General features: G+C 59.0%; 15 protein-coding genes and 3 rRNA genes. 9 read left to right on the top strand and 9 right to left on the bottom strand.

Features of this window, described 5'->3' with window-relative positions; translation table 11 throughout:
* Positions 1-157 precede the first annotated feature (157 nt).
* Positions 158-1,309 carry a DUF5924 family protein gene (locus ACWHRL_RS06030; protein ID WP_447895632.1) on the top strand — a complete coding sequence of 384 codons (1,152 nt, stop codon included), beginning with the start codon at positions 158-160 and terminating at the stop codon, positions 1,307-1,309.
* Positions 1,310-1,382: 73 nt separating this feature from the next.
* On the top strand, positions 1,383-1,835 hold the full coding sequence (slyA, locus tag ACWHRL_RS06025; RefSeq protein ID WP_447528341.1) for a transcriptional regulator SlyA: 453 nt from the start codon (positions 1,383-1,385) through the stop codon (positions 1,833-1,835).
* Positions 1,836-1,892: 57 nt separating this feature from the next.
* Here slyA and ACWHRL_RS06020 read toward each other — a convergent pair whose 3' ends face one another.
* Positions 1,893-2,411 carry a preprotein translocase subunit YajC gene (locus ACWHRL_RS06020; protein WP_447895631.1) on the bottom strand — a complete coding sequence of 173 codons (519 nt, stop codon included), beginning with the start codon at positions 2,409-2,411 and terminating at the stop codon, positions 1,893-1,895.
* 152 nt (positions 2,412-2,563) lie between these two features.
* Here ACWHRL_RS06020 and ACWHRL_RS06015 point away from each other — a divergent pair, with 152 nt between their 5' ends.
* Positions 2,564-3,016 carry a universal stress protein gene (locus tag ACWHRL_RS06015; RefSeq protein WP_447528339.1) on the top strand — a complete coding sequence of 151 codons (453 nt, stop codon included), beginning with the start codon at positions 2,564-2,566 and terminating at the stop codon, positions 3,014-3,016.
* A gap of 50 nt (positions 3,017-3,066) precedes the next feature.
* On the opposite strand, the gene ACWHRL_RS06010 is transcribed toward ACWHRL_RS06015, so the two are convergent.
* Both ACWHRL_RS06010 and ACWHRL_RS06005 read right to left on the bottom strand, forming a co-directional pair.
* A complete protein-coding gene (locus ACWHRL_RS06010) occupies positions 3,067-4,983 on the bottom strand; it encodes an ATP-binding cassette domain-containing protein (protein WP_447895629.1) in 1,917 nt (638 codons plus the stop codon).
* 89 nt (positions 4,984-5,072) lie between these two features.
* Positions 5,073-6,725, bottom strand: coding sequence for a fatty acid--CoA ligase (locus tag ACWHRL_RS06005; RefSeq protein WP_447895628.1), 1,653 nt, complete (start codon positions 6,723-6,725; stop codon positions 5,073-5,075).
* A 186-nt stretch (positions 6,726-6,911) separates the two neighbouring features.
* Here ACWHRL_RS06005 and ACWHRL_RS06000 point away from each other — a divergent pair, with 186 nt between their 5' ends.
* Both ACWHRL_RS06000 and ACWHRL_RS05995 read left to right on the top strand, forming a co-directional pair.
* Entirely contained in the window at positions 6,912-7,772 is an 861-nt protein-coding gene (locus tag ACWHRL_RS06000) for a TatD family hydrolase (protein ID WP_447528336.1), read from the top strand.
* Positions 7,773-7,774: 2 nt separating this feature from the next.
* A complete protein-coding gene (locus ACWHRL_RS05995) occupies positions 7,775-8,260 on the top strand; it encodes a hypothetical protein (RefSeq protein WP_447528335.1) in 486 nt (161 codons plus the stop codon).
* Here the strand turns inward: ACWHRL_RS05995 and ACWHRL_RS05990 are convergent.
* Positions 8,257-8,817: an elongation factor P hydroxylase gene (locus tag ACWHRL_RS05990; protein WP_447895627.1), complete on the bottom strand. Its 561-nt coding sequence runs from the start codon at positions 8,815-8,817 to the stop codon at positions 8,257-8,259. The two genes, ACWHRL_RS05995 and ACWHRL_RS05990, sit on opposite strands and share 4 nt — an antisense overlap.
* A 155-nt stretch (positions 8,818-8,972) precedes the next feature.
* On the opposite strand from ACWHRL_RS05990, the gene ACWHRL_RS05985 reads away from it, so the two are divergent.
* From ACWHRL_RS05985 to ACWHRL_RS05975, 3 genes are all read left to right on the top strand, one after another.
* Positions 8,973-10,385: an MATE family efflux transporter gene (locus ACWHRL_RS05985; protein WP_447895626.1), complete on the top strand. Its 1,413-nt coding sequence runs from the start codon at positions 8,973-8,975 to the stop codon at positions 10,383-10,385.
* Positions 10,386-10,393: 8 nt separating this feature from the next.
* Positions 10,394-11,392, top strand: a complete 999-nt coding sequence (locus ACWHRL_RS05980; RefSeq protein WP_447895625.1) for a DUF3080 family protein — start codon at positions 10,394-10,396, stop codon at positions 11,390-11,392.
* Positions 11,393-11,500: 108 nt separating this feature from the next.
* Positions 11,501-12,205 (top strand): hypothetical protein, encoded by a 705-nt coding sequence (locus ACWHRL_RS05975; RefSeq protein ID WP_447895624.1) that lies wholly within the window; start codon positions 11,501-11,503, stop codon positions 12,203-12,205.
* A gap of 30 nt (positions 12,206-12,235) precedes the next feature.
* Here ACWHRL_RS05975 and tusA read toward each other — a convergent pair whose 3' ends face one another.
* A complete protein-coding gene (tusA, locus tag ACWHRL_RS05970) occupies positions 12,236-12,478 on the bottom strand; it encodes a sulfurtransferase TusA (protein WP_447895623.1) in 243 nt (80 codons plus the stop codon).
* 27 nt (positions 12,479-12,505) lie between these two features.
* Here tusA and ACWHRL_RS05965 point away from each other — a divergent pair, with 27 nt between their 5' ends.
* A complete protein-coding gene (locus tag ACWHRL_RS05965; protein ID WP_447528329.1) occupies positions 12,506-12,793 on the top strand; it encodes an antibiotic biosynthesis monooxygenase family protein in 288 nt (95 codons plus the stop codon).
* Between the two features lie 21 nt (positions 12,794-12,814).
* On the opposite strand, the gene rlmM is transcribed toward ACWHRL_RS05965, so the two are convergent.
* The 4 genes from rlmM to ACWHRL_RS05945 all read right to left on the bottom strand — a co-directional run bounded on the left by rlmM (position 12,815) and on the right by ACWHRL_RS05945 (position 19,366).
* Complete coding sequence (gene rlmM / locus ACWHRL_RS05960) at positions 12,815-13,882, bottom strand: 23S rRNA (cytidine(2498)-2'-O)-methyltransferase RlmM (protein WP_447895622.1); 1,068 nt, start codon at positions 13,880-13,882, stop codon at positions 12,815-12,817.
* A gap of 547 nt (positions 13,883-14,429) precedes the next feature.
* Positions 14,430-14,545, bottom strand: a 5S ribosomal RNA gene (gene rrf / locus ACWHRL_RS05955).
* A gap of 105 nt (positions 14,546-14,650) precedes the next feature.
* Positions 14,651-17,543, bottom strand: a 23S ribosomal RNA gene (locus tag ACWHRL_RS05950).
* Positions 17,544-17,832: 289 nt separating this feature from the next.
* Positions 17,833-19,366: ribosomal RNA gene (locus ACWHRL_RS05945) — 16S ribosomal RNA — on the bottom strand.
* Together the 16S, 23S and 5S rRNA genes form the textbook arrangement of a ribosomal RNA operon.
* Positions 19,367-19,865 lie beyond the last annotated feature (499 nt).

The following is a 19,865-nucleotide window of genomic DNA, read 5'->3' as shown; positions in this document are numbered from 1 at the left end:
TAACGTCAAGCCTTCCAAAGGCGGGTATTACGCTGTGACTACGCTAATAAAGCGATGTTCAAGAGTCCGGCCCTTGCAGCGCAAGGGCCAGCGAAGCGCTATCGACTTTCGTTGCAAACCCGGAGATTATAGACGTTTACCATTTGAGTTGACCTCCATGGGCACTTTTTTAACCCCCTCCCGCATGGCCTCCTTACAAAGGCGCGCTGAGCGTATCGTTGTGCTCGTCAAGCCCTGGACGTTTCTCTGGCCGCCGATTGCTTTTGCCGCGGGTCTTGGCAGTTTCTTTCTGGTGGACCGTCAGCAGTGGCTAGGCGCGGCACTGGCGCTTGGACTTTTGTTCGCCTGGGCACTGATGCTCTCGGAAAGCGTGCTTTCCCGCGTGCTGAGAAAGCGCGGCCAGGAAGGGCTGCCGCGAATGGTGACCACCTTCATTGCCCAGATGATTCACCAGGAAACGCTTTTTTTCACCCTGCCCTTCATTTTGATTACCACGGTGTGGAACAGCGGCCAACTGCTGTTTGCGCTGCTAGTCGTGGCGATGGCAATTCTCTCGATCGTCGACCCGCTCTACTACAAGTTAGCCGGGCACTCGCGAAGTCTCTACTTTCTATTCCACGCCCAGTGCGTTTTTCTGGTCGTGCTGGTCATACTGCCGATCATGCTGCACCTGACCACCGGGCAAAGCCTGGTACTCGCCCTGGGGTTGACCGTGCTGATCGCGCTGCCAAGCTTTTGGCATCTGGTGAAAAAGCGCTCGCTTCTGCGCTGGTGCCTGTTTTTAGCGCTGCTGCTGACGCTGGCCTTTGCCGGCTGGCTGGGCCGGGTGTGGGTACCGCCGGCCACGCTTTGGATGACCAGCAGCGCGCTCTCGCCCGATTTCGATATCCAACAGCGAAGCCCTTTGGGGGAGATGGCGCTAACGCCCGAGGCCCTGGCCGGTAACGGGCTCTACGTTTACACCGCCATTCGCGCCCCTCGGGGGTTGAGCGAAACCATTCACCACGTCTGGCATCACAACGGCCAGCAAATGGATAGCGTCGAGCTCGATATCAGCGGCGGGCGCGAGCAAGGGTACCGGGCCTGGAGCCACAAGCTCAACTTCCCCGCGGAGCCCACCGGCAACTGGCGAATCGATATCATGACCGCGGGCGGCCAGCGATTGGGATTGATCCGTTTCGTGGTGGCCGAAGAACCCGACCAGGCGAGTCTGGCCGACGGTCAAATACGTGCAAGCGGGCTAAGCCGGTTGAATTTAGGGCGTTTTATTCCCGGGCGTAGTGAAGGCCCGGAGGACGAGGCGGAGTAGTATGGCGCCAGGCGCTTGCATTCAGCGTTCCAGGTTATGACAATTTACTTAACACACTTATGGGCAGCGACTTATGGCTTCATCAATTGGTTTTCGAATTGCGCGTTTACCGCATCTATGGCGCTCTATTCTGGATCGAAGACTGGCGCCGCTTGGCTTGACCCAGACCCGCTGGGTCACCCTTTATCACTTGTGGCGCTTGGGCGAAGGCCACCCCCAGTGCGATCTGGCCAAGGTCATCGGGGTCGAGGCGCCGTCGCTGGTGCGTACCCTGGGGCAGTTGGAATCCCAGGGGCTGATCGAGCGCCGCGCCTGCGATAACGACCGACGCAGCAAGCGCATCTACCTGACGCCAGAGGCGATGCCGCTGCTCGAGAAAATCGATAACGTTGCCAAACAGGCGCGGGAAGAGATTTTCGAAGGGTTGAGCGACGAGGAAGTCGAAAAGCTCAATGAGGGGCTGGCGATCATCGAGGCCAACGCGCTGGCCATACAGGCCCGGGACCAGGAAGGCCCCGGGGTGTAGAGGCGGGGCTTAAAGACAGAGAGCTTAAAGACGGGGCTTAAAGACAGAGCTAACGACCTAGCGGCCGTGGCTCGATAAAGCCAAATGGTCGGCCTGGCCGCCAAGCGAGTGAGTGATCGCCCTAAAGGTCGTCAGATAGCTTTCAAAACGCGCGGCGTCCTGAGACTCCCACCACCAGAGCGTGAGCGTCTGCGCGTTGGACTCGATCACCAAAGCGTCCTTGGGCAGACGCTCCAGCAGCGCTTTTAGCGCGGCCTCGGCCTCTTCGGGTAGCGGCCTAAGAGGCGCGATGCGCCAGCGCCAGCCGGCGTGAAACGTGTCCAGCGCTTCGCTTGCGTGGCTTTCCCGCAGCAACACGAAATCCGGGCCCGGCGCGTTTTGCGCGTAGGCCCAGCGATAAGCGGGCATGGTCCCTTTGAAACCGTGCAGCGGTGGGGAGGCCATTTTAACGCCCACTTTCTGCTGGCGGGCGTAGGCCCTTAGTTTGACCTGGCGTTTTTGACGCGGGCTGGGCTTTAGCCACATGACCGGCGAGACAATAAACATCAAAACCGCCACCACGATTAACCATGCCATTCGGCCATTCTCCTGCAAACGCTTTAACCCGGCGTCGCTGTGTGCGTTAAAAAAACCTTGATTCAGATCGTTGTTAAGCCTTGGCGCAGCGCTTAAAGTAAACATTACCCAACAAAGGTGCCCTTTGTTGCTTATTGCGAAGGAGATGGGCCATGAGCTATCACCATATTCTGGTCGCGGTCGATTTGACCAAGGATTCCCACAAGGTGCTCGAGCGCGCGATTGCCGTATCTCAGCGTAACGAGCAAGCGAAAATCTCGATCATGCACACCCTGGAGCCACTGGGGTTCGCCTATGGCGGCGATATTCCCATGGATCTCACCAGCATTCAGGATCAACTGGACGATCACGCCAAAAAGCGTCTCTCCGAGATCGCGATGCCCCACGTCCAGCCGGAAGACCAGCACGTGGTCGTGGGTATGCCGGATACGGAAATTCACCGCTTCGCGGGCGAGCACGGTGTCGATTTGATCGTCGTGGGCTCCCATGGGCGCCACGGTTTTGCCCTGCTGCTCGGTTCCACCTCGACCGGGGTACTGCACGGTGCGCCCTGCGACGTACTTGCAGTCCGCGTAGGCCACAAAGGCGAACAGACCGACGAGTAAGCGATCGGGCGCCCTTTCGGGCGCCCTGCCTTCGCCTTCGCCTGGAGTGCCTAGCCGTTGGCCATCGCCTCGAGTTCCATCCAGCGTTCCATGGCACTTTCCAGGCGCGCCTGAACGCTCTCCATTTCTTGGAGTTTCGCGGTCACCTCGGTAGCGGGCTTTTGATAAAACCCGGGGTCACCCACGGTTTGCTCCAGCGCCGCCACCTCGCTTTCAAGTTTTTCGATCTCGCCAGGTAGGCTATCCAGCTCGCGCTGTAGTTTGTAAGAGAGCTTGGCCTGCTTTTTGGGAGGCTCGCTTTTTGGCTTTTCGCTGTCTTTTGGCGCCTCATTGCTGGTCGGCTCGGTATGCTGACGCGCCGCGCCCTCCCAGGGCGCCGGGGGGAGCTTTCCGCCCTGGCGAATCCAGTCGGTATAACCCCCCACGTATTCCCGTACCACGCCCTCGCCCTCGAAGGCGAACATGCTGGTCACCACGTGATCCATAAAGGTTCGGTCGTGGGAAACCAGCAGGAGCGTACCGTCGAAATCGAGCAGCAGCTCTTCCAAAAGCTCCAGGGTTTCCATATCCAGGTCGTTGGTCGGCTCATCGAGCACCAGCACGTTGGCCGGCTGGGTGAAGAGTTTGGCCAGCAGCAGCCGGTTGGACTCACCGCCGGAAAGCGCCTTCACTGGCTGGCGCACCCGGTCCGGAGTGAACAGGAAATCCTGCAGGTAGCTCATCACGTGGCGGTCGCGCCCGCCAACGCTGACCCGGTCGCTGCCCTGGGCCACGTTGTCGTAAACGGTTTTTTCGAGTTCGAGTCCGGCGCGCAGCTGATCGAAGTAAGCGACTTTGAGGTTGGTGCCCAGTTGAACGCTGCCCTCGGTCGGCTCGAGTTCGCCCAACAGGATTTTCAACAGTGTCGTCTTGCCCGCGCCGTTGCGGCCCAAAAAGCCGATGCGATCGCCCCGCATGATCTCGAGGTTGAGGTCATCGAGAATGGTGTCGGCACCAAAGCGTTGGGTCACGCCCTTGAGTTCGACCACTCGCTTGCCGGTACGCTCGCCGCTGTCCACAGAAAGGTTCGCGCTGCCCTGGCGCTCGCGACGCTGGCTGCGCTCACTACGCATGGCTTCCAACGCGCGCACGCGACCTTCGTTACGGGTACGCCGCGCCTTGATGCCCTGGCGAATCCAGGTCTCTTCCTGGGCGAGCTTTTTATCGAACTCGGCGTTTTCCCGCGCCTCGACTTCAAGCTCGTGCTGTTTGCGCGCCTGATACTCTTCGTACTTGCCCGGGTAGCGGCCAAGCTTGCCCCGGTCGAGCTCCAGAATATGGGTCGCCAGTTTGGACAAGAAAGCACGGTCGTGGGTAATCAGCAACACGGCGCCGTTGAAGGCGAGAAGCTGCTCCTCGAGCCAGGCGATGGTGTCCAGGTCCAGGTGGTTGGTGGGCTCGTCCAAAAGCAGTAGATCCGGCTCGGAGACCAGCGCTCGGGCCAGCGCCACACGCCGGCGCCAACCGCCGGAGAGCGCGTTCATCTCCGCCTCCGGCGGTAGTCCCAGGCGGGTGAGCACTACATCGATACGTTGGTGAAACGACCAGCCGTCGATTTCCTCGATGCGCGTTTGCAGCCGGGCCATCCGGTTCATGTCCGGGTCCGGGGCGTTGATGAGCTGATGATACTCAGAGAGCAGCTCGCCCGCCTCGGGCAAGCCCATGGCCACCACATCGAAAATCGTCATGCCGGAAGACTCCGGCAGCTCCTGGGCGAGCACGCCCACTTTCAAGCCTGGGGCGCGCCAAACCGTCCCGTCATCCGCCTGGATATCGCCGGCCACCAGCTTTAAAAGCGTCGACTTACCGGTGCCGTTGCGACCCACCAGTGCCAGCCGCTCGCCCTTCTCTACCGTAAGCTCGGCGCGGTCCAGCAGGGTTTGTGTGCCATAGGCCAGTTGCAGCTGTTCAAGTCGTAACAGGGTCACGCAGTATCCTCCATCGTCGTGTGGCGCACAGTGTAACGCATGGCCCTGGCGAACGGGGAAATCGAATCACCGCGTGTTAAAAGCGCCCTTTAGAGCGCGCTGCGAATACGCTTTTTGTCCAGCTTGCCGACGCTTGTCTTGGGAATTTCGTCGACGACATGCACCTCTTCCGGTATGGCCCAGCGGTTGAGCTTGCCCTGCTCGACCAGCGGCGTTAAAAAGGCCTTGAGCGAGGCAGGCGTTGGCGGGTTATCGACATCCCGCGGCACGATCCAGGCCGCAGGGCGCTCGCCCCACTTGTCATCGTTCACCCCGATGACCGCCACTTCCGCGACCTCCGGGCTCTGGCTGATATGGTTTTCAAGGTCCAGCGATGACAGCCACTCGCCGCCGGTCTTGATGACATCCTTGATACGGTCGCTAATCGACAGAAATCCGGCTTCGTCCAGCGAGCCAACGTCACCGGTGTAAAGCCAGCCATCCCGCCAGAGCGCTTCGCTGCGCTCTTCTTCCTTGTAGTAGCTTTGCGTCAACCAGGGCGCCTTGACCCGCACTTCGCCCACGCTTTTGCCATCCTGAGCGAGCGGGTTGCCGTCGGTGTCCACCACCTGAATGCTTACGAAGGGCGTGGGCAGGCCCGCCTTGCAGCGCCAAGGCAGTTGGGTTTCGAATGAGGCCCGTTCGACGTGACGCGGCAGAACATCGACGGTCAATAGCGGGCAGGTTTCCGACATGCCGTAGGCGCTTCGCGTATCGATACCCAAATCCCAGGCCCGGGCGGCCAGGCTCTGGGTCAAGGCGCTGCCGCCGACCAGTACTTTCCAGCCGCTTAGATCCACCTTTTGTGAGGCGACGTCCTCGGCGCTGACGATCATATTGAGAAGTGTCGGCACGCAGTGGGAGAAATCGACCTTCTCTTCCACCAATAGCCGGACCAACATCCCGGGCTCGTAGCGCCCCGGGTAGACCTGGGTGGCGCCCAATAGGGTCGCGGTATAGGGGACGCCCCAGGCGTGAACGTGAAACATCGGTGTAATCGGCATGTACACCTTGTCCCGGCTGAGAAGCTCGACCCCCGAGGCTTGAAACAGGCTGGCCTCGTTCAGGGTGTGCAGTACCAGCTGGCGGTGGGTAAAAAAGACGCCCTTGGGATTGCCCGTCGTTCCGGTGGTGTAAAAGAGCGTGGCTACGGCGTTTTCATCGAAATCCGGAAAATCGTAGTGACTCGGTTTTTCGGCGATCAATGCTTCGAACTCGCCGGCGAGGCTCAACGTGGTCTTCATCTCTCGCGGTGTCTCCTGGCAGAGCACATAGCCGCGCACCTTCTCGAGCTTTTCGGCCAGCGGCTCCAGCAGGGGTACGAAGTCTTCGTGAACAATGACGAAGACATCCTCGGCGTGCTCCATGGTGTAGCGAATCTGCTCCGGCGCCAGGCGAATATTCACGGTATGCAGTACCGCGCCGATCATGGGAATGGCGAAAAAGCACTCCAGGTAGCGGTGGCTGTCCCAGTCCAGCACCGCCACCACGTCACCCGCCTCGACACCCTGGGCCTTGAGCATGTGAGCCAGTTGATGAACGCGCTCGCTAAAGCGGCGGTAGTCGTGACGCCCCTGATCGCGGTAGACGATCTGGTTGTCCCCGGCCATGCGTACCCCGGCTTCGAGAAGCGACTTGATCAGTAGCGAAGGAGTACTGGCCGAAGGAGTCGACGGAAGGATTTTAGGCGTGATCGTGGTCATCGGCGCGTTCCATTATAGGGTATTGTCAAACGTCGGATTGTCGACACTAGTGTCGATGGCCGCCGATGTTGACGCAATGCATCTCGCCCTCCCCTTTGGTATTAGCCGCCTTCGCCGTTAAAACGTTACAATGCGCCATTGCCCGCCTTTTGATTAGATCACCCCATGAGCAAAGAGGAGTCTGGTTTGACAGCCACCAATGCGGAGTCGTTATTACCCGAGGCGCTCGAGTTTCGCCCTCGCGAGGCGCTGGTGGATATCGGAGCCAACCTCACCCACGAAAGCTTCGAGCGCGACCTGGAGGCGGTGATCAGCCGCGCCCGCGCCGCCAACGTGACCACCCTGATCGTCACCGGCACCGATGTGGCCCACGCCGAGCAGGCGATTGCCCTGGCCGAGCGCTTTCCCGGCCTTTATGCCACCGCCGGTGTCCACCCTCACGATGCCAGCCGCTGGAATCAGGACATTGCTCGGCAAATGGCGGCGCTGCACAAAGAGCGCGCCGTCGTCGCGGTCGGTGAGTGTGGGCTGGATTTCAACCGCAATTTCTCCACGCCCCAGGCCCAGGAAAAGGCGTTCGAGGCCCAGCTAGGGCTTGCCGCGGAAAGCGGCCTGCCGCTGTTTCTTCATGAACGCGACGCCGGCCCGCGCATGCGCGAGATCCTCAAGGCCTGGCGCGACGATATCAGCCAAGCGGTGATCCACTGCTTTACCGGCGAGGCGGCAACGCTTTACGGCTACCTGGATCTCGACCTGCACATCGGCCTGACCGGCTGGATCTGCGACGAGCGCCGCGGCCATCACCTTCGAGCGCTGGTGAAAGATATTCCGCTCAACCGGCTGATGATCGAGACCGACTGCCCGTACCTTTTACCGCGCAACCTGCCGGCCAAGCTTAAAGGTCGCCGCCACGAGCCCGCGCTGCTGCCCTGGATCGCCAAAGAGATCGCCCACTGGCATAGCGTCGACGAAGACACCCTCGCTCTCGAAACCACCCGTACCGCCCAGCGCTTTTTCAACCTCGATAGCGCCCCAAAGGAGACGTAAAAGTGGCTGATTTGCCTGGATTTATCGCCATCGAAACCGGCGAAGAAGATGGCCTACCGCTGGCCATTGCCTGGTCGCTAAAAGATGGGCGCATCAAGCAGACGCTGATTCAGCCCGACGACAGTTGGATCGACGAAGATTCCAACGTGTCCGGCGCTTACAGCATCGAAGAACTCGAAAGCCTGGGCGTCAGCCCGCTGGACGTTATCCGCGAGCTCGAGACCGACCATTTCTCGGCCACGCTCTACACAAGCGACAACGGCGAGGACGAGGCCGCACTTGCCCGGCTTTTCGATACCTACGGGCTTGACCCCTTTGTCGAGCTCGCCCCGGCGCATGTGCTCTACGACCGGCTGACCAACGGCGAGTGGCATCGCCTGCGCACCGACACCTTTAGTGACCGGGGCCTTGAGCCGATGCGCGCCGAGCATGAAGTCGAGGTGATGCTCGCCATGCATCAGCGCCTTAACGAGCGCGACGAAGACTAATCGAGCGCCTCGATGCCCGCTTCAACGGCGCAGGGGACCGACGCGCCGTATTGGTAAAAGCGCTTAAGGGCATGGCGAAAAGCGTTGGCGCGCTTGGGCAGGCCCACCTCTTCATAGCGCGCAGCGCGGGCCAATACCTTTGCCTGGAACGCTTGACGGTCGACTTCCGCCTCGCCGCCCAGGTTATCGACGCTTACATTGAAGGTTCGTCCGCAGGCGCGGGTAAGCAGATACTCCAGCGCCTGGGGAGCGATTTCGGCCTTTTCGAAGGCCGCTTGCTGATCAGTGTCGCGCCCGTCGGGTAGGTACCAATAGCCGTAGTCCTCTAGCTGGCGGCGTTTCTCACCGGCGATACACCAGTGACTGATTTCGTGCAGGGCGCTGGCGAAAAAGCCATGGGCAAAAATGATCTGGTGATACGGTGTGGTGGCACTTGCCGGTAGGTACAGTGGCTCATCACCGCCCTTGATCAGCCGGGTGTGGTAGGTGGATGCGAACACGCCATCGAACAGCGCCGTCATATCCGCAAGCGTCCAACGCTCAAGAGTCTTTGTCACTATCGCTTCGCTTTCATGGTTAAAAGAGGCAGGTAAACGTAATATTGGCGCCACCGCAGCCGGTGTTTTAAACGCCTTCTCCAGGCGCAAATTTCAGCGGAATTTGCTACGCTAGCGCCCTTTCATGACCCCCCTCACACTAGAGGAGCCTTACCGTGGGCGCCGCCTTGTATCGTATCAAATCCACCTATTGGCCTGAAACACGCTTGCTGATCGTGCTGGCCTTGCCCATCGTGGGCGCGCAGCTTGCCCAAGCCGCTATTGGCGTCGTCGATACCATGATGACCGGGCGCTTCAGCGCCACCTCGCTTGCCGCCGTCTCGGTCGGCTCGAGCCTCTGGACCCCGCTGATGCTCTTCATGACCGGCACGCTAATGGGGCTGACACCGATCGTCGCACACCTGCTGGGCGGCCAGCGCGACGCCGACATTCCCAAGGCAGTGCACCAGGCACTCTGGGTCGCACTGGCGCTGGGGGTAGTGGCGGCGTTTTTGCTGCGCACCATCACCCTGCCCATTTTCGAGCGTATGGACGTGCCCACGGATGTCGCCCTCGAGTCCAGCCGCTATTTAGGGGCAGTGGCCTTCGGCATGCCGGGCATCGCCCTGTTTCAGGCGCTTAGGGCCTTCTCGGACGGCATGAACCATACTCGCCCGGCGCTCTGGATCAGCCTGGTGGGGCTTGCGATCAACGTGCCCAGCAACTACGTGCTGATCTATGGTGGCGAGGGCCTGGTGAGTATGTTCGGGCCTTGGCTCCCCGCTCCCATTAGCGGGCTGCCAGCGCTGGGTGCGCTAGGCTGCGGTATCGCCACGGCCCTTTCCATGTGGTGTATGGCGCTGACCATGGCCTACTACACGACGCGCAGTCGTAGCTATCAAAACGTTTCGCTTTGGCAGCGTATCTACCCCCCAGGTTGGCCGGGGATTCGCGAGCTGATCGTGGTCGGCATGCCGATCGGCGTGGCCATTTTCGTCGAAGTGACGCTTTTCACGCTGATTGCTCTGTTTATCGCAAGCCTGGGCGAGGTTACCGTCGGCGCGCACCAAATCGCGCTAAGCTATACGTCGCTGCTGTTCATGCTACCGCTATCGCTGAGCATGGCGCTCACCGTGCGCGTGGGCAATACGTTGGGCCAGGCGCGGCCGGACCATGCCCGCCACGTCGCCTGGAACGGCATTGCGATCAGCGTGATCATCGCCGCCATGAACAGCGCTTTTTTGTGGGTCACCGCCAAACCGGTCATCGCGCTTTACACGTCCAACCCCGAGATCCAGGCGCTGACGCTGACCATCGTGTCGCTGGCGGTCATATTTCAGCTATCGGATTCGCTGCAGGTGAACCTGGCGGGGGCGCTACGCGGCTACAAGGATACCCGTATCGTCATGGTCATTACCGTGCTCTCTTACTGGATCGTGGGGCTGGGCGGGGGCCACTGGCTGGGCGCCCATGGACTTTTTGCGCTTACCGAACCGCTCGGCGTTCACGGCTACTGGATCGGCCTGATCGCTGGACTCAGCACCGCCGCCCTGCTGCTAGGCTGGCGCTTGAAATGGATCAGTCGTTAAGGGGGAGTATGAAGCGCACTCTAGTGGCCTTGGCAACGGGGCTCTTGACGAGCTTTCTGGCCGGCTGTGGCAGCGCCGACGACCCGGCCTGGGTGGATTACCAACGCACGCTTGCGAGCGCCCTCGACGCTGAACCCGTCGAGCGCCGAGCCCCGGATAACATCGGCGCGTTCGTGGCCCAACGCGAGCGGCTGATCGATATTATTGATGTGCGCGAAAGCATGCTCAACGTCTATGCGCTGCGCGAGTGCGATATCACCTCCCTTGTCGCGGCGCGCAACAATCAATTGGGCCGAGTTGCGCCGCCCAGTCAGCATTGGCTTTACGAGCGTGAGCTTTGGCAGCGTCTCGAGCGCTGCGCCAGTAGCGGGGTCACCGAGTCGCTCAGCGAGGCCGACCGGGCCCGTCTGGCAACGCTTACCGAGCTCAAGACTGCCCAGCTCCCCGCCGTCGGCTGGAATGCGCTTTTCGATTCCGACGAGTGGGAGAAAAGCTTCTCCCGCGCGAGCCAGCCATTAGAGCTTCGCGCGCTGCCGGATATGACCCAAGCGTTCGAGGCGCTTGGCTATCTCACGACGATGGTGGAGAACACTTATAGCCTCGAGTGGCAAGCCGACTCCGCCACCCTCGAGAACCATCTAAAAACGCTGCAAGATCGCCCGCTGACCGCCGAGGTGCTTCGCACGCTGCAACTGGGTAGCCAGCGGCTGACCGAGGCCAACCGCTTGCTGGCCGAAAACGTCGGGAGTGGTCATTGCCTGCCCCCCTGGGATCAGGCCTGGCTGGATCGGGCCGCAAAGGCCAGCCAGCGCTGGCTTGGCGCAGTCAACACTCTCATCGACGCGCACGATGTAACGCCGCCCCAAGCCGTCGCCGCGTATCAGCGACGCTGGCTCTCGCTCGAAAGCCCCGACGCCCCCTGGCCGCGGTTTCAAATCGCCCGGCTGGAGCACCTGGCCCTGCGCAGCGTTTACCCCGCCTGCTCCTCTGAGTCAGCCGTTGACTAAAAATCGGCTGAGCCCTCTTAAATTAACGCCCAACCTGTGCTATTGGTTTAGTTACGCGGTAGGCAATGCCTATCAACGTCGTGACCACGCAGCACCAGGAGGGATACTATGGGTACACCCCATTCAACCCACTCTGCCCAGGTCATCGACCTGGAAACCGCGCGCCAACGCCATCAGGCGCGCAAGTGCGTGATCCGTCTCGCCCCGGAGCTTGACGGTCTCGAAATGGTTTACCAGCTCGCTGCGAGTCCCGACACCTATTACGGCCTGCCTATTCTGGCCTGGGGGCTGCGCGACGACGGCAACGTCGTAGGCCTTGTCCCGTGGATGGACACGCTAAGCGCTTGTAACGAGCTCAATAGCCAGGAAAACGGCCACTTTGTCGGCTATCGCGATCCGGAAACCGAAGAGATTTTCGACACGCCGCCGGAGCACAAACATACCGAGCTTACCGCGGCGGCGGAGTACTTCGAGTACGAAGCCTCCAAAGAAGTGGCGCTGATCCAGCAAATCCCCGACACCCTCGGCACTCATGCCCTGTGCATGAACCACCCCGACGCCCCCTGGCACATGAAACCCGTGTACGGCTGGCGTCTATATAGCAATGGAGGCGTAGAGGCGCTGCTTGCCGATGAAGAGCAGGCGCAAATGACGCCGATCATCCTGGGCGACAAGTGCCTTTACGACGCCCACACCCGTCATCAAACCGTTTACTTCTTCCAGCGCCATATCGCCAACCGAATTCTTGAAGAGGACCCGGCCACGCTCGAGGCCTTGGCAATGATGGTCGTACCCGGCGACGAGCCCTGCTAAAGGGCGTTCACATCCTTGGCGCCTGGCCACTCAAGCCAGGCGAATAAAGTAGCGATACTCGCCTTCATGCTCTTGGGAAGTTAGCAGCTCGTGGCCCAAAAACTGGCAGAACTTGGGAACATCCCGGGTAGTCGCGGGATCCGTGGCAATCACCTCAAGGGTTTGTCCCGAGTCCATATCCCTTACCTTGTTATGCATAAGCATAATGGGCTCGGGGCAGTAGAGGCCTGTAGTATCCAGGGTAGCGTCAAACGCTGGCGTGGTATCGGTCATTTCTGGTCTCGGCAAGGAAGTAGGCACATGGTTAAAGTTATCATCGAACGACGCATCATGCCCGGCCTGGAGGAGGAGTACGAGCAGGCCGCCCGCCAAGCGATGCGCGTCTCGCTCGGCGTACGTGGCTTCGTCGGTGGCGAAACCCTCGTTAAAATCGGCCAACCGGACCGCCGTTTGATGATTACCAAATGGCGAGACCTTCGTGCCTGGAACGAGTGGCATCAAAGCGAAGCGCGGGCAGACGCCATGGCGCGTATTTTACCGCTTCTTACCGAGGATGAAACCGTGCAGATTTTCGAGTCGGTTTCCTGATTTCGGGTCGGCTCAAAGGCGTCAGGATAAAAGCCTTACGTGTACGGTGACTTCTTCCCGGTCGTGATAAAGGTGGCGACAGCGAATCTGCGCGCGTACGCCGGCTTTTGCAAGCGACTCCTCCAGTCTGCTCAAACAGCGTACTACTTCATCCCAGCGCTTTTTCATGGGTAGCTTTAAGTTGAAGATCGCCTCGCGGCACCACTTCTGCGTCAGCCAGCGCTCGACCATGGTCAACACGCGAACCGGCTTGTCGACGATATCGCACACCAGCCAATCCAGCCGTCTCTCCGGCGCCCAGATAAAGCCATCCTCCTTCAAGTGGTCGACCTGGCCGCTTTGCATCAACGCCTTGTCCATCGGGCCGTTGTCGATCGCGTATACGTACATGCCCCGCTGCACTAGCTGCCAGGTCCAACCGCCTGGAGCCGCGCCCAGGTCGGCGGCCTGCATGTGCTCGGCCAAGCGCTCATCCCACTCATCCCGGGGTATGAACTCGTGCCAAGCCTCTTCGAGTTTGAGTGTCGAGCGGCTCGGCGCCCGCGACGGAGAGCGCAACCTTCTAATACCGTTTTTGAGCTCGCTGCGATTGCCTGGAAAGCTGATACCGAGCTGCGCCCGGCCACCGTCGGTCCAGAAAATATGCAGTCGCCGGCCACCGGCCTTACGCCGCAGCGCGCCGCGTTTTTTCAAAAGACTTTCCAGCGGCTTGGTCAGCGCTTTGATCAGTCCGGCCAGCGCCTTGCCGTCATTGGTATCCGGCGTTTCGTGCCAGATCTCCTCGAAACTCCAGCGGCTTAGCTTGACCTGCTCGAGGATCGGGGTAAGCCGGTCGTCTTTTGAAAGCGTCAGCGGTGGCAACGCGGCCAGGCTTTGGCGCGCGAAAATGAGCTTTTCAAAGTGAGCCTCACGATGCAGCGCATTGATCGGCTCTTCGTCAATACGTGTCAGACTCACCCACCCCTCCCCAAGCGTCGGCGTACAGGCGGCGCCACTCTGAGCGGCGTGATACTGCAACTCCGCCAGCGCGTCGGGCTCAAAGCCTGGGCGGCAGTACACCAGCCACGTTGTGGGTGCTATTTCACTCACGGTTACTCCATTTAACGGTCGCGTCATCGTGCGCGCATCATATCATTTATCGTCCCAAACAGCGCCCGTGCCGGCACGCCGGGGCGCCGGGGCGCCGGAACGGATGTCGGGCACGGTGCCGGGAGCGCGAAGGCTCCGATGCCCCTGTTGTGCCCCCGTTTTTGTAGCAACAGGCTTCAGCCCGCGATGCGGCGCACCGCGCCGCCGGGGTGGACGGCCGGCACGGTGGCGAATTCAACCCCGGGCAGCGCCATCGCCCAATGAATTGGGCTCCTACAAGGGTACGGAGGCACGATACCCTTGTTGTGCCCCTGTTTTTTGTAGGAGCAGGCTTCAGCCAGCGATGCGGCGCAACGCGCCGCCGGGGTGGGCGGCCGGCACGATGGCGAATCCGGCCCCGGGCGGCTGGGCGCCGCCATCGCCCGATGAATCGGGCTCCTACAGGAGTCGGAGGCACCGTGGCGGGCACTATTTGGACCGTCCGGCCTTTTCCTGCACGCATAAAAAAGCCCCGAACACAGAGTGCTCGGGGCTTTTTCGAAGAGGTGCCTGACGATAACCTACTCTCGCATGGGGAGACCCCACACTACCATCGGCGCGTTGCGGTTTCACTTCCGAGTTCGGCAAGGGATCGGGTGGTTCACGCAAGCCATGGTCGTCAGGCGTAACTTTCAATGTATATCGGCTGACGTTTTGTGATCGTCTCAATGTATCCGGTGCTCTATCGAGCGTCGTTGTCACTACAGGACCAGACCCCTTGGGTGTTATAGGGTCAAGCCTCACGGGCCATTAGTACACGTTAGCTCAACGCCTTGCAGCGCGTCCACACCGTGCCTATCAACCAGCTGGTCTCGCTGGGCCCTTCAGGAGGCTCGAGGCCTCGGGGATGTCTCATCTTGAAGGGGGCTTCCCGCTTAGATGCTTTCAGCGGTTATCCCGTCCGCACATAGCTACCCGGCAATGCCACTGGCGTGACAACCGGAACACCAGAGGTGCGTCCACTCCGGTCCTCTCGTACTAGGAGCAGCCCTTCTCAAACATCCAACGCCCACGGCAGATAGGGACCGAACTGTCTCACGACGTTCTAAACCCAGCTCGCGTACCACTTTAAATGGCGAACAGCCATACCCTTGGGACCGACTTCAGCCCCAGGATGTGATGAGCCGACATCGAGGTGCCAAACACCGCCGTCGATGTGAACTCTTGGGCGGTATCAGCCTGTTATCCCCGGAGTACCTTTTATCCGTTGAGCGATGGCCCTTCCATACAGAACCACCGGATCACTAGAACCTGCTTTCGCACCTGCTCGACGTGTCTGTCTCGCAGTCAAGCACCCTTATGCTCTTGCACTCATTGCACGATGTCCGACCGTGCTGAGGGTACCTTCGTGCTCCTCCGTTACTCTTTGGGAGGAGACCGCCCCAGTCAAACTACCCACCACACACTGTCCTCGATCCGGATAACGGACCCGAGTGAGAACACCAATGATGCCAGGCTGGTATTTCAAGGTTGGCTCCCTCCGAACTGGCGTCCGGAGTTCAAAGCCTCCCAGCTATCCTACACAGGCAACATCAGTATCCAGTGTGAAGCTATAGTAAAGGTTCACGGGGTCTTTCCGTCTAGCCGCGGGTACACCGCATCTTCACGGCGATTTCAATTTCACTGAGTCTCGGGTGGAGACAGCGTGGCCATCATTACGCCATTCGTGCAGGTCGGAACTTACCCGACAAGGAATTTCGCTACCTTAGGACCGTTATAGTTACGGCCGCCGTTTACCGGGGCTTCGATCAAGAGCTTCGCCCAGAGGGCTAACACCATCACTTAACCTTCCGGCACCGGGCAGGCGTCACACCCTATACGTCCGCTTGCGCGTTAGCAGAGTGCTGTGTTTTTACTAAACAGTTGCAGCCACCTGGTATCTTCGACCGGTTCGGGCTGAAGGAGCAAGTCCTCTCACCCTAATCCGGCGTGCCTTCTCCCGAAGTTACGGCACCATTTTGCCTAGTTCCTTCACCCGAGTTCTCTCAAGCGCCTTGGGATTCTCACCCTGACCACCTGTGTCGGTTTGGGGTACGGTCGCATGTCATCTGAAGCTTAGAGGCTTTTCCTGGAAGCGTGGCATCAGTGACTTCCGGATCGTAATCCGTTCGTCTCGCGTCTCGGCTTTAAAGGGTCCCGGATTTACCTGAGACCCAGGCCTACTCGCTTTCACCAGGACAACCAACGCCTGGCTCACCTAGCCTTCTTCGTCCCCCCATCGCAATGACATCCGGTACGGGAATATTGACCCGTTTCCCATCGACTACGCCTTTCGGCCTCGCCTTAGGGGCCGACTCACTCTGCTCTGATTAGCATCGAACAGAAAACCTTGGTCTTCCGGCGGGGGAGTTTTTCACTCCCCTTATCGTTACTCATGTCAGCATTCGCACTCGTGATACCTCCAGCAGACCTCTCGATCCACCTTCATCGGCTTACACGACGCTCCTCTACCGCTCATCCCTAAGGATGAACCCGTAGCTTCGGTACCTGGTTTGAGCCCCGTTACATCTTCCGCGCAGGCCGACTCGACTAGTGAGCTATTACGCTTTCTTTAAAGGATGGCTGCTTCTAAGCCAACCTCCTAGCTGTCTGAGCCTTCCCACATCGTTTCCCACTTAACCAGGATTTGGGGACCTTAGCTGACGGTCCGGGTTGTTGCCCTTTTCACGACGGACGTTAGCACCCGCCGTGTGTCTCCCACGCTGCACTCACCGGTATTCGGAGTTTGCCTCGGGTTGGTAAGCCGGGATGGCCCCCTAGCCGAAACAGTGCTCTACCCCCGGTGGTGATACGTGAGGCGCTACCTAAATAGCTTTCGAGGAGAACCAGCTATCTCCGGGCTTGATTAGCCTTTCACTCCGATCCACAAGTCATCCAAATCTTTTTCAACAGATCCTGGTTCGGGCCTCCAGTTGATGTTACTCAACCTTCACCCTGCTCATGGATAGATCGCCCGGTTTCGGGTCTATATCCAGCGACTGGTCGCCCAGTTAAGACTCGCTTTCGCTACGCCTCCCCTATCGGTTAAGCTCGCCACTGAATATAAGTCGCTGACCCATTATACAAAAGGTACGCAGTCACCCAACAAGTGGGCTCCTACTGCTTGTACGCACACGGTTTCAGGATCTATTTCACTCCCCTCGCCGGGGTTCTTTTCGCCTTTCCCTCACGGTACTGGTTCACTATCGGTCAGTCAGGAGTATTTAGCCTTGGAGGATGGTCCCCCCGTCTTCAATCAGGGTTTCTCGTGCCCCGACCTACTCGATTTCACATGATCAGACTTTCGACTACGGGGCTATCACCCGCTACGGCCGGACTTCCCAATCCGTTCGTCTAGTCATTCACATGCTTAAGGGCTGGTCCCCGTTCGCTCGCCGCTACTGGGGGAATCTCGGTTGATTTCTTTTCCTCGGGGTACTTAGATGTTTCAGTTCCCCCGGTTCGCCTCGTATCCCTATGTATTCAGGATACGATACTGACCTTGTGGTCAGTGGGTTTCCCCATTCAGAGATGTCCGGGTCACAGGTTGTTTGCCACCTCACCGAACCTTATCGCAGGCTACAACGTCTTTCATCGCCTCTGACTGCCTAGGCATCCACCGTGTGCGCTTCATTGCTTGACCCTATAACCCGAAGGAGTCTGGATCCCGCAATGACAACGATTGCCGGATACGCTTGAAACGTATCACAAAACAATTGCGTATCGAGATCACGTCACGAACACGCAAGCCCGGGGGCTTTTGTCTTCGTATCGTCATTCGATACTGTCAGCATGATATACATTGTTAAAGAGCGACTGCTATAAGCAGTGATAAGGCATCGCCGAAGGCGATTGACTTATCACTGCTCATTCAACAGCTACTTGATCAGGTAATTCATTGTGAGCGCTTGCCGGGAGGATGACGCATCGTTTAAGGAGGTGATCCAGCCGCAGGTTCCCCTACGGCTACCTTGTTACGACTTCACCCCAGTCATGAACCACACCGTGGTGATCGCCCTCCAAAGTTAGGCTAACCACTTCTGGTGCAGTCCACTCCCATGGTGTGACGGGCGGTGTGTACAAGGCCCGGGAACGTATTCACCGTGGCATTCTGATCCACGATTACTAGCGATTCCGACTTCACGGAGTCGAGTTGCAGACTCCGATCCGGACTGAGACCGGCTTTCTGGGATTCGCTTACTCTCGCGAGTTCGCAGCCCTTTGTACCGGCCATTGTAGCACGTGTGTAGCCCTACCCGTAAGGGCCATGATGACTTGACGTCGTCCCCACCTTCCTCCGGTTTGTCACCGGCAGTCTCCCTAGAGTTCCCACCATTACGTGCTGGCAAATAGGGACAAGGGTTGCGCTCGTTACGGGACTTAACCCAACATTTCACAACACGAGCTGACGACAGCCATGCAGCACCTGTCTCTGCGTTTCCGAAGACACCCCGGGATCTCTCCCGGGTTCGCAGGATGTCAAGGGTAGGTAAGGTTCTTCGCGTTGCATCGAATTAAACCACATGCTCCACCGCTTGTGCGGGCCCCCGTCAATTCATTTGAGTTTTAACCTTGCGGCCGTACTCCCCAGGCGGTCGACTTATCGCGTTAACTTCGCCACAAAGTGCACAAGGCACCCAACGGCTGGTCGACATCGTTTACGGCGTGGACTACCAGGGTATCTAATCCTGTTTGCTACCCACGCTTTCGCACCTCAGTGTCAGTGTCAGTCCAGAAGGCCGCCTTCGCCACTGGTATTCCTCCCGATCTCTACGCATTTCACCGCTACACCGGGAATTCCACCTTCCTCTCCTGCACTCTAGCGTGACAGTTCCGGATGCCGTTCCCAGGTTGAGCCCGGGGCTTTCACAACCGGCTTGTCATGCCACCTACGCGCGCTTTACGCCCAGTAATTCCGATTAACGCTTGCACCCTCCGTATTACCGCGGCTGCTGGCACGGAGTTAGCCGGTGCTTCTTCTGCGAGTGATGTCTTTCCTGGCGGGTATTAACCGCCAGGCGTTCTTCCTCGCTGAAAGTGCTTTACAACCCGAAAGCCTTCTTCACACACGCGGCATGGCTGGATCAGGCTTGCGCCCATTGTCCAATATTCCCCACTGCTGCCTCCCGTAGGAGTTCGGGCCGTGTCTCAGTCCCGATGTGGCTGATCATCCTCTCAGACCAGCTACGGATCGTTGCCTTGGTGAGCCGTTACCTCACCAACCAGCTAATCCGACATAGGCTCATCCGATAGCGGGAGCCAGAGGCCCCCTTTCTCCCGTAGGACGTATGCGGTATTAGCCTGGGTTTCCCCAGGTTATCCCCCACTACCGGGTAGATTCCTATGCATTACTCACCCGTCCGCCGCTCGTCAGCGTCCAGCAAGCTGGACCTGTTACCGCTCGACTTGCATGTGTTAAGCCTGCCGCCAGCGTTCAATCTGAGCCATGATCAAACTCTTCAGTTTAAAATCATTGTGATTCTTGCCTGTCGCTCGAAAGCAACAGAGGCGAATCAATCCTGGCTCAAGGTTCAAACGAATTTGAAGAATTCGAAAACTCTTCTTGTGCGCTTGCCTTGATATAAGGTGACTTGTCACCCTCATCGGCAAACGCCCACATGAATTACCTGATCAAATTTTTAAAGAGCGGTTTCGCTTCGGCTTAACATCTGACTCGATGACCTGAGCCGGCTGCCGTAGCGAGGAAGGCGTATTCTACGCTCATCCTTGAATTTGTCAACCGCCGATTTTGGCGAATGAAGCGAGCGAACAAAAAACCGCTAACCTCCTGACAAACCGAGAGTTTTCACTCTCATTCACCGCTGGCAACGCCTTGCGTCCCCGGCAGCGGATGTGTACCTTACGGATTCGAAGGCTTGAACGCAAGCGCTTTTTACAAAAGACTTGGCGATCCTGAAAAACGATTATAAGAGAGGGTAAGCGTAAGAAACGAAAAGGCCGAAAC

Source organism: Vreelandella sp. GE22, assembly GCF_968212445.1.
This window is presented reverse-complemented; position numbering and strand designations above follow the sequence as displayed.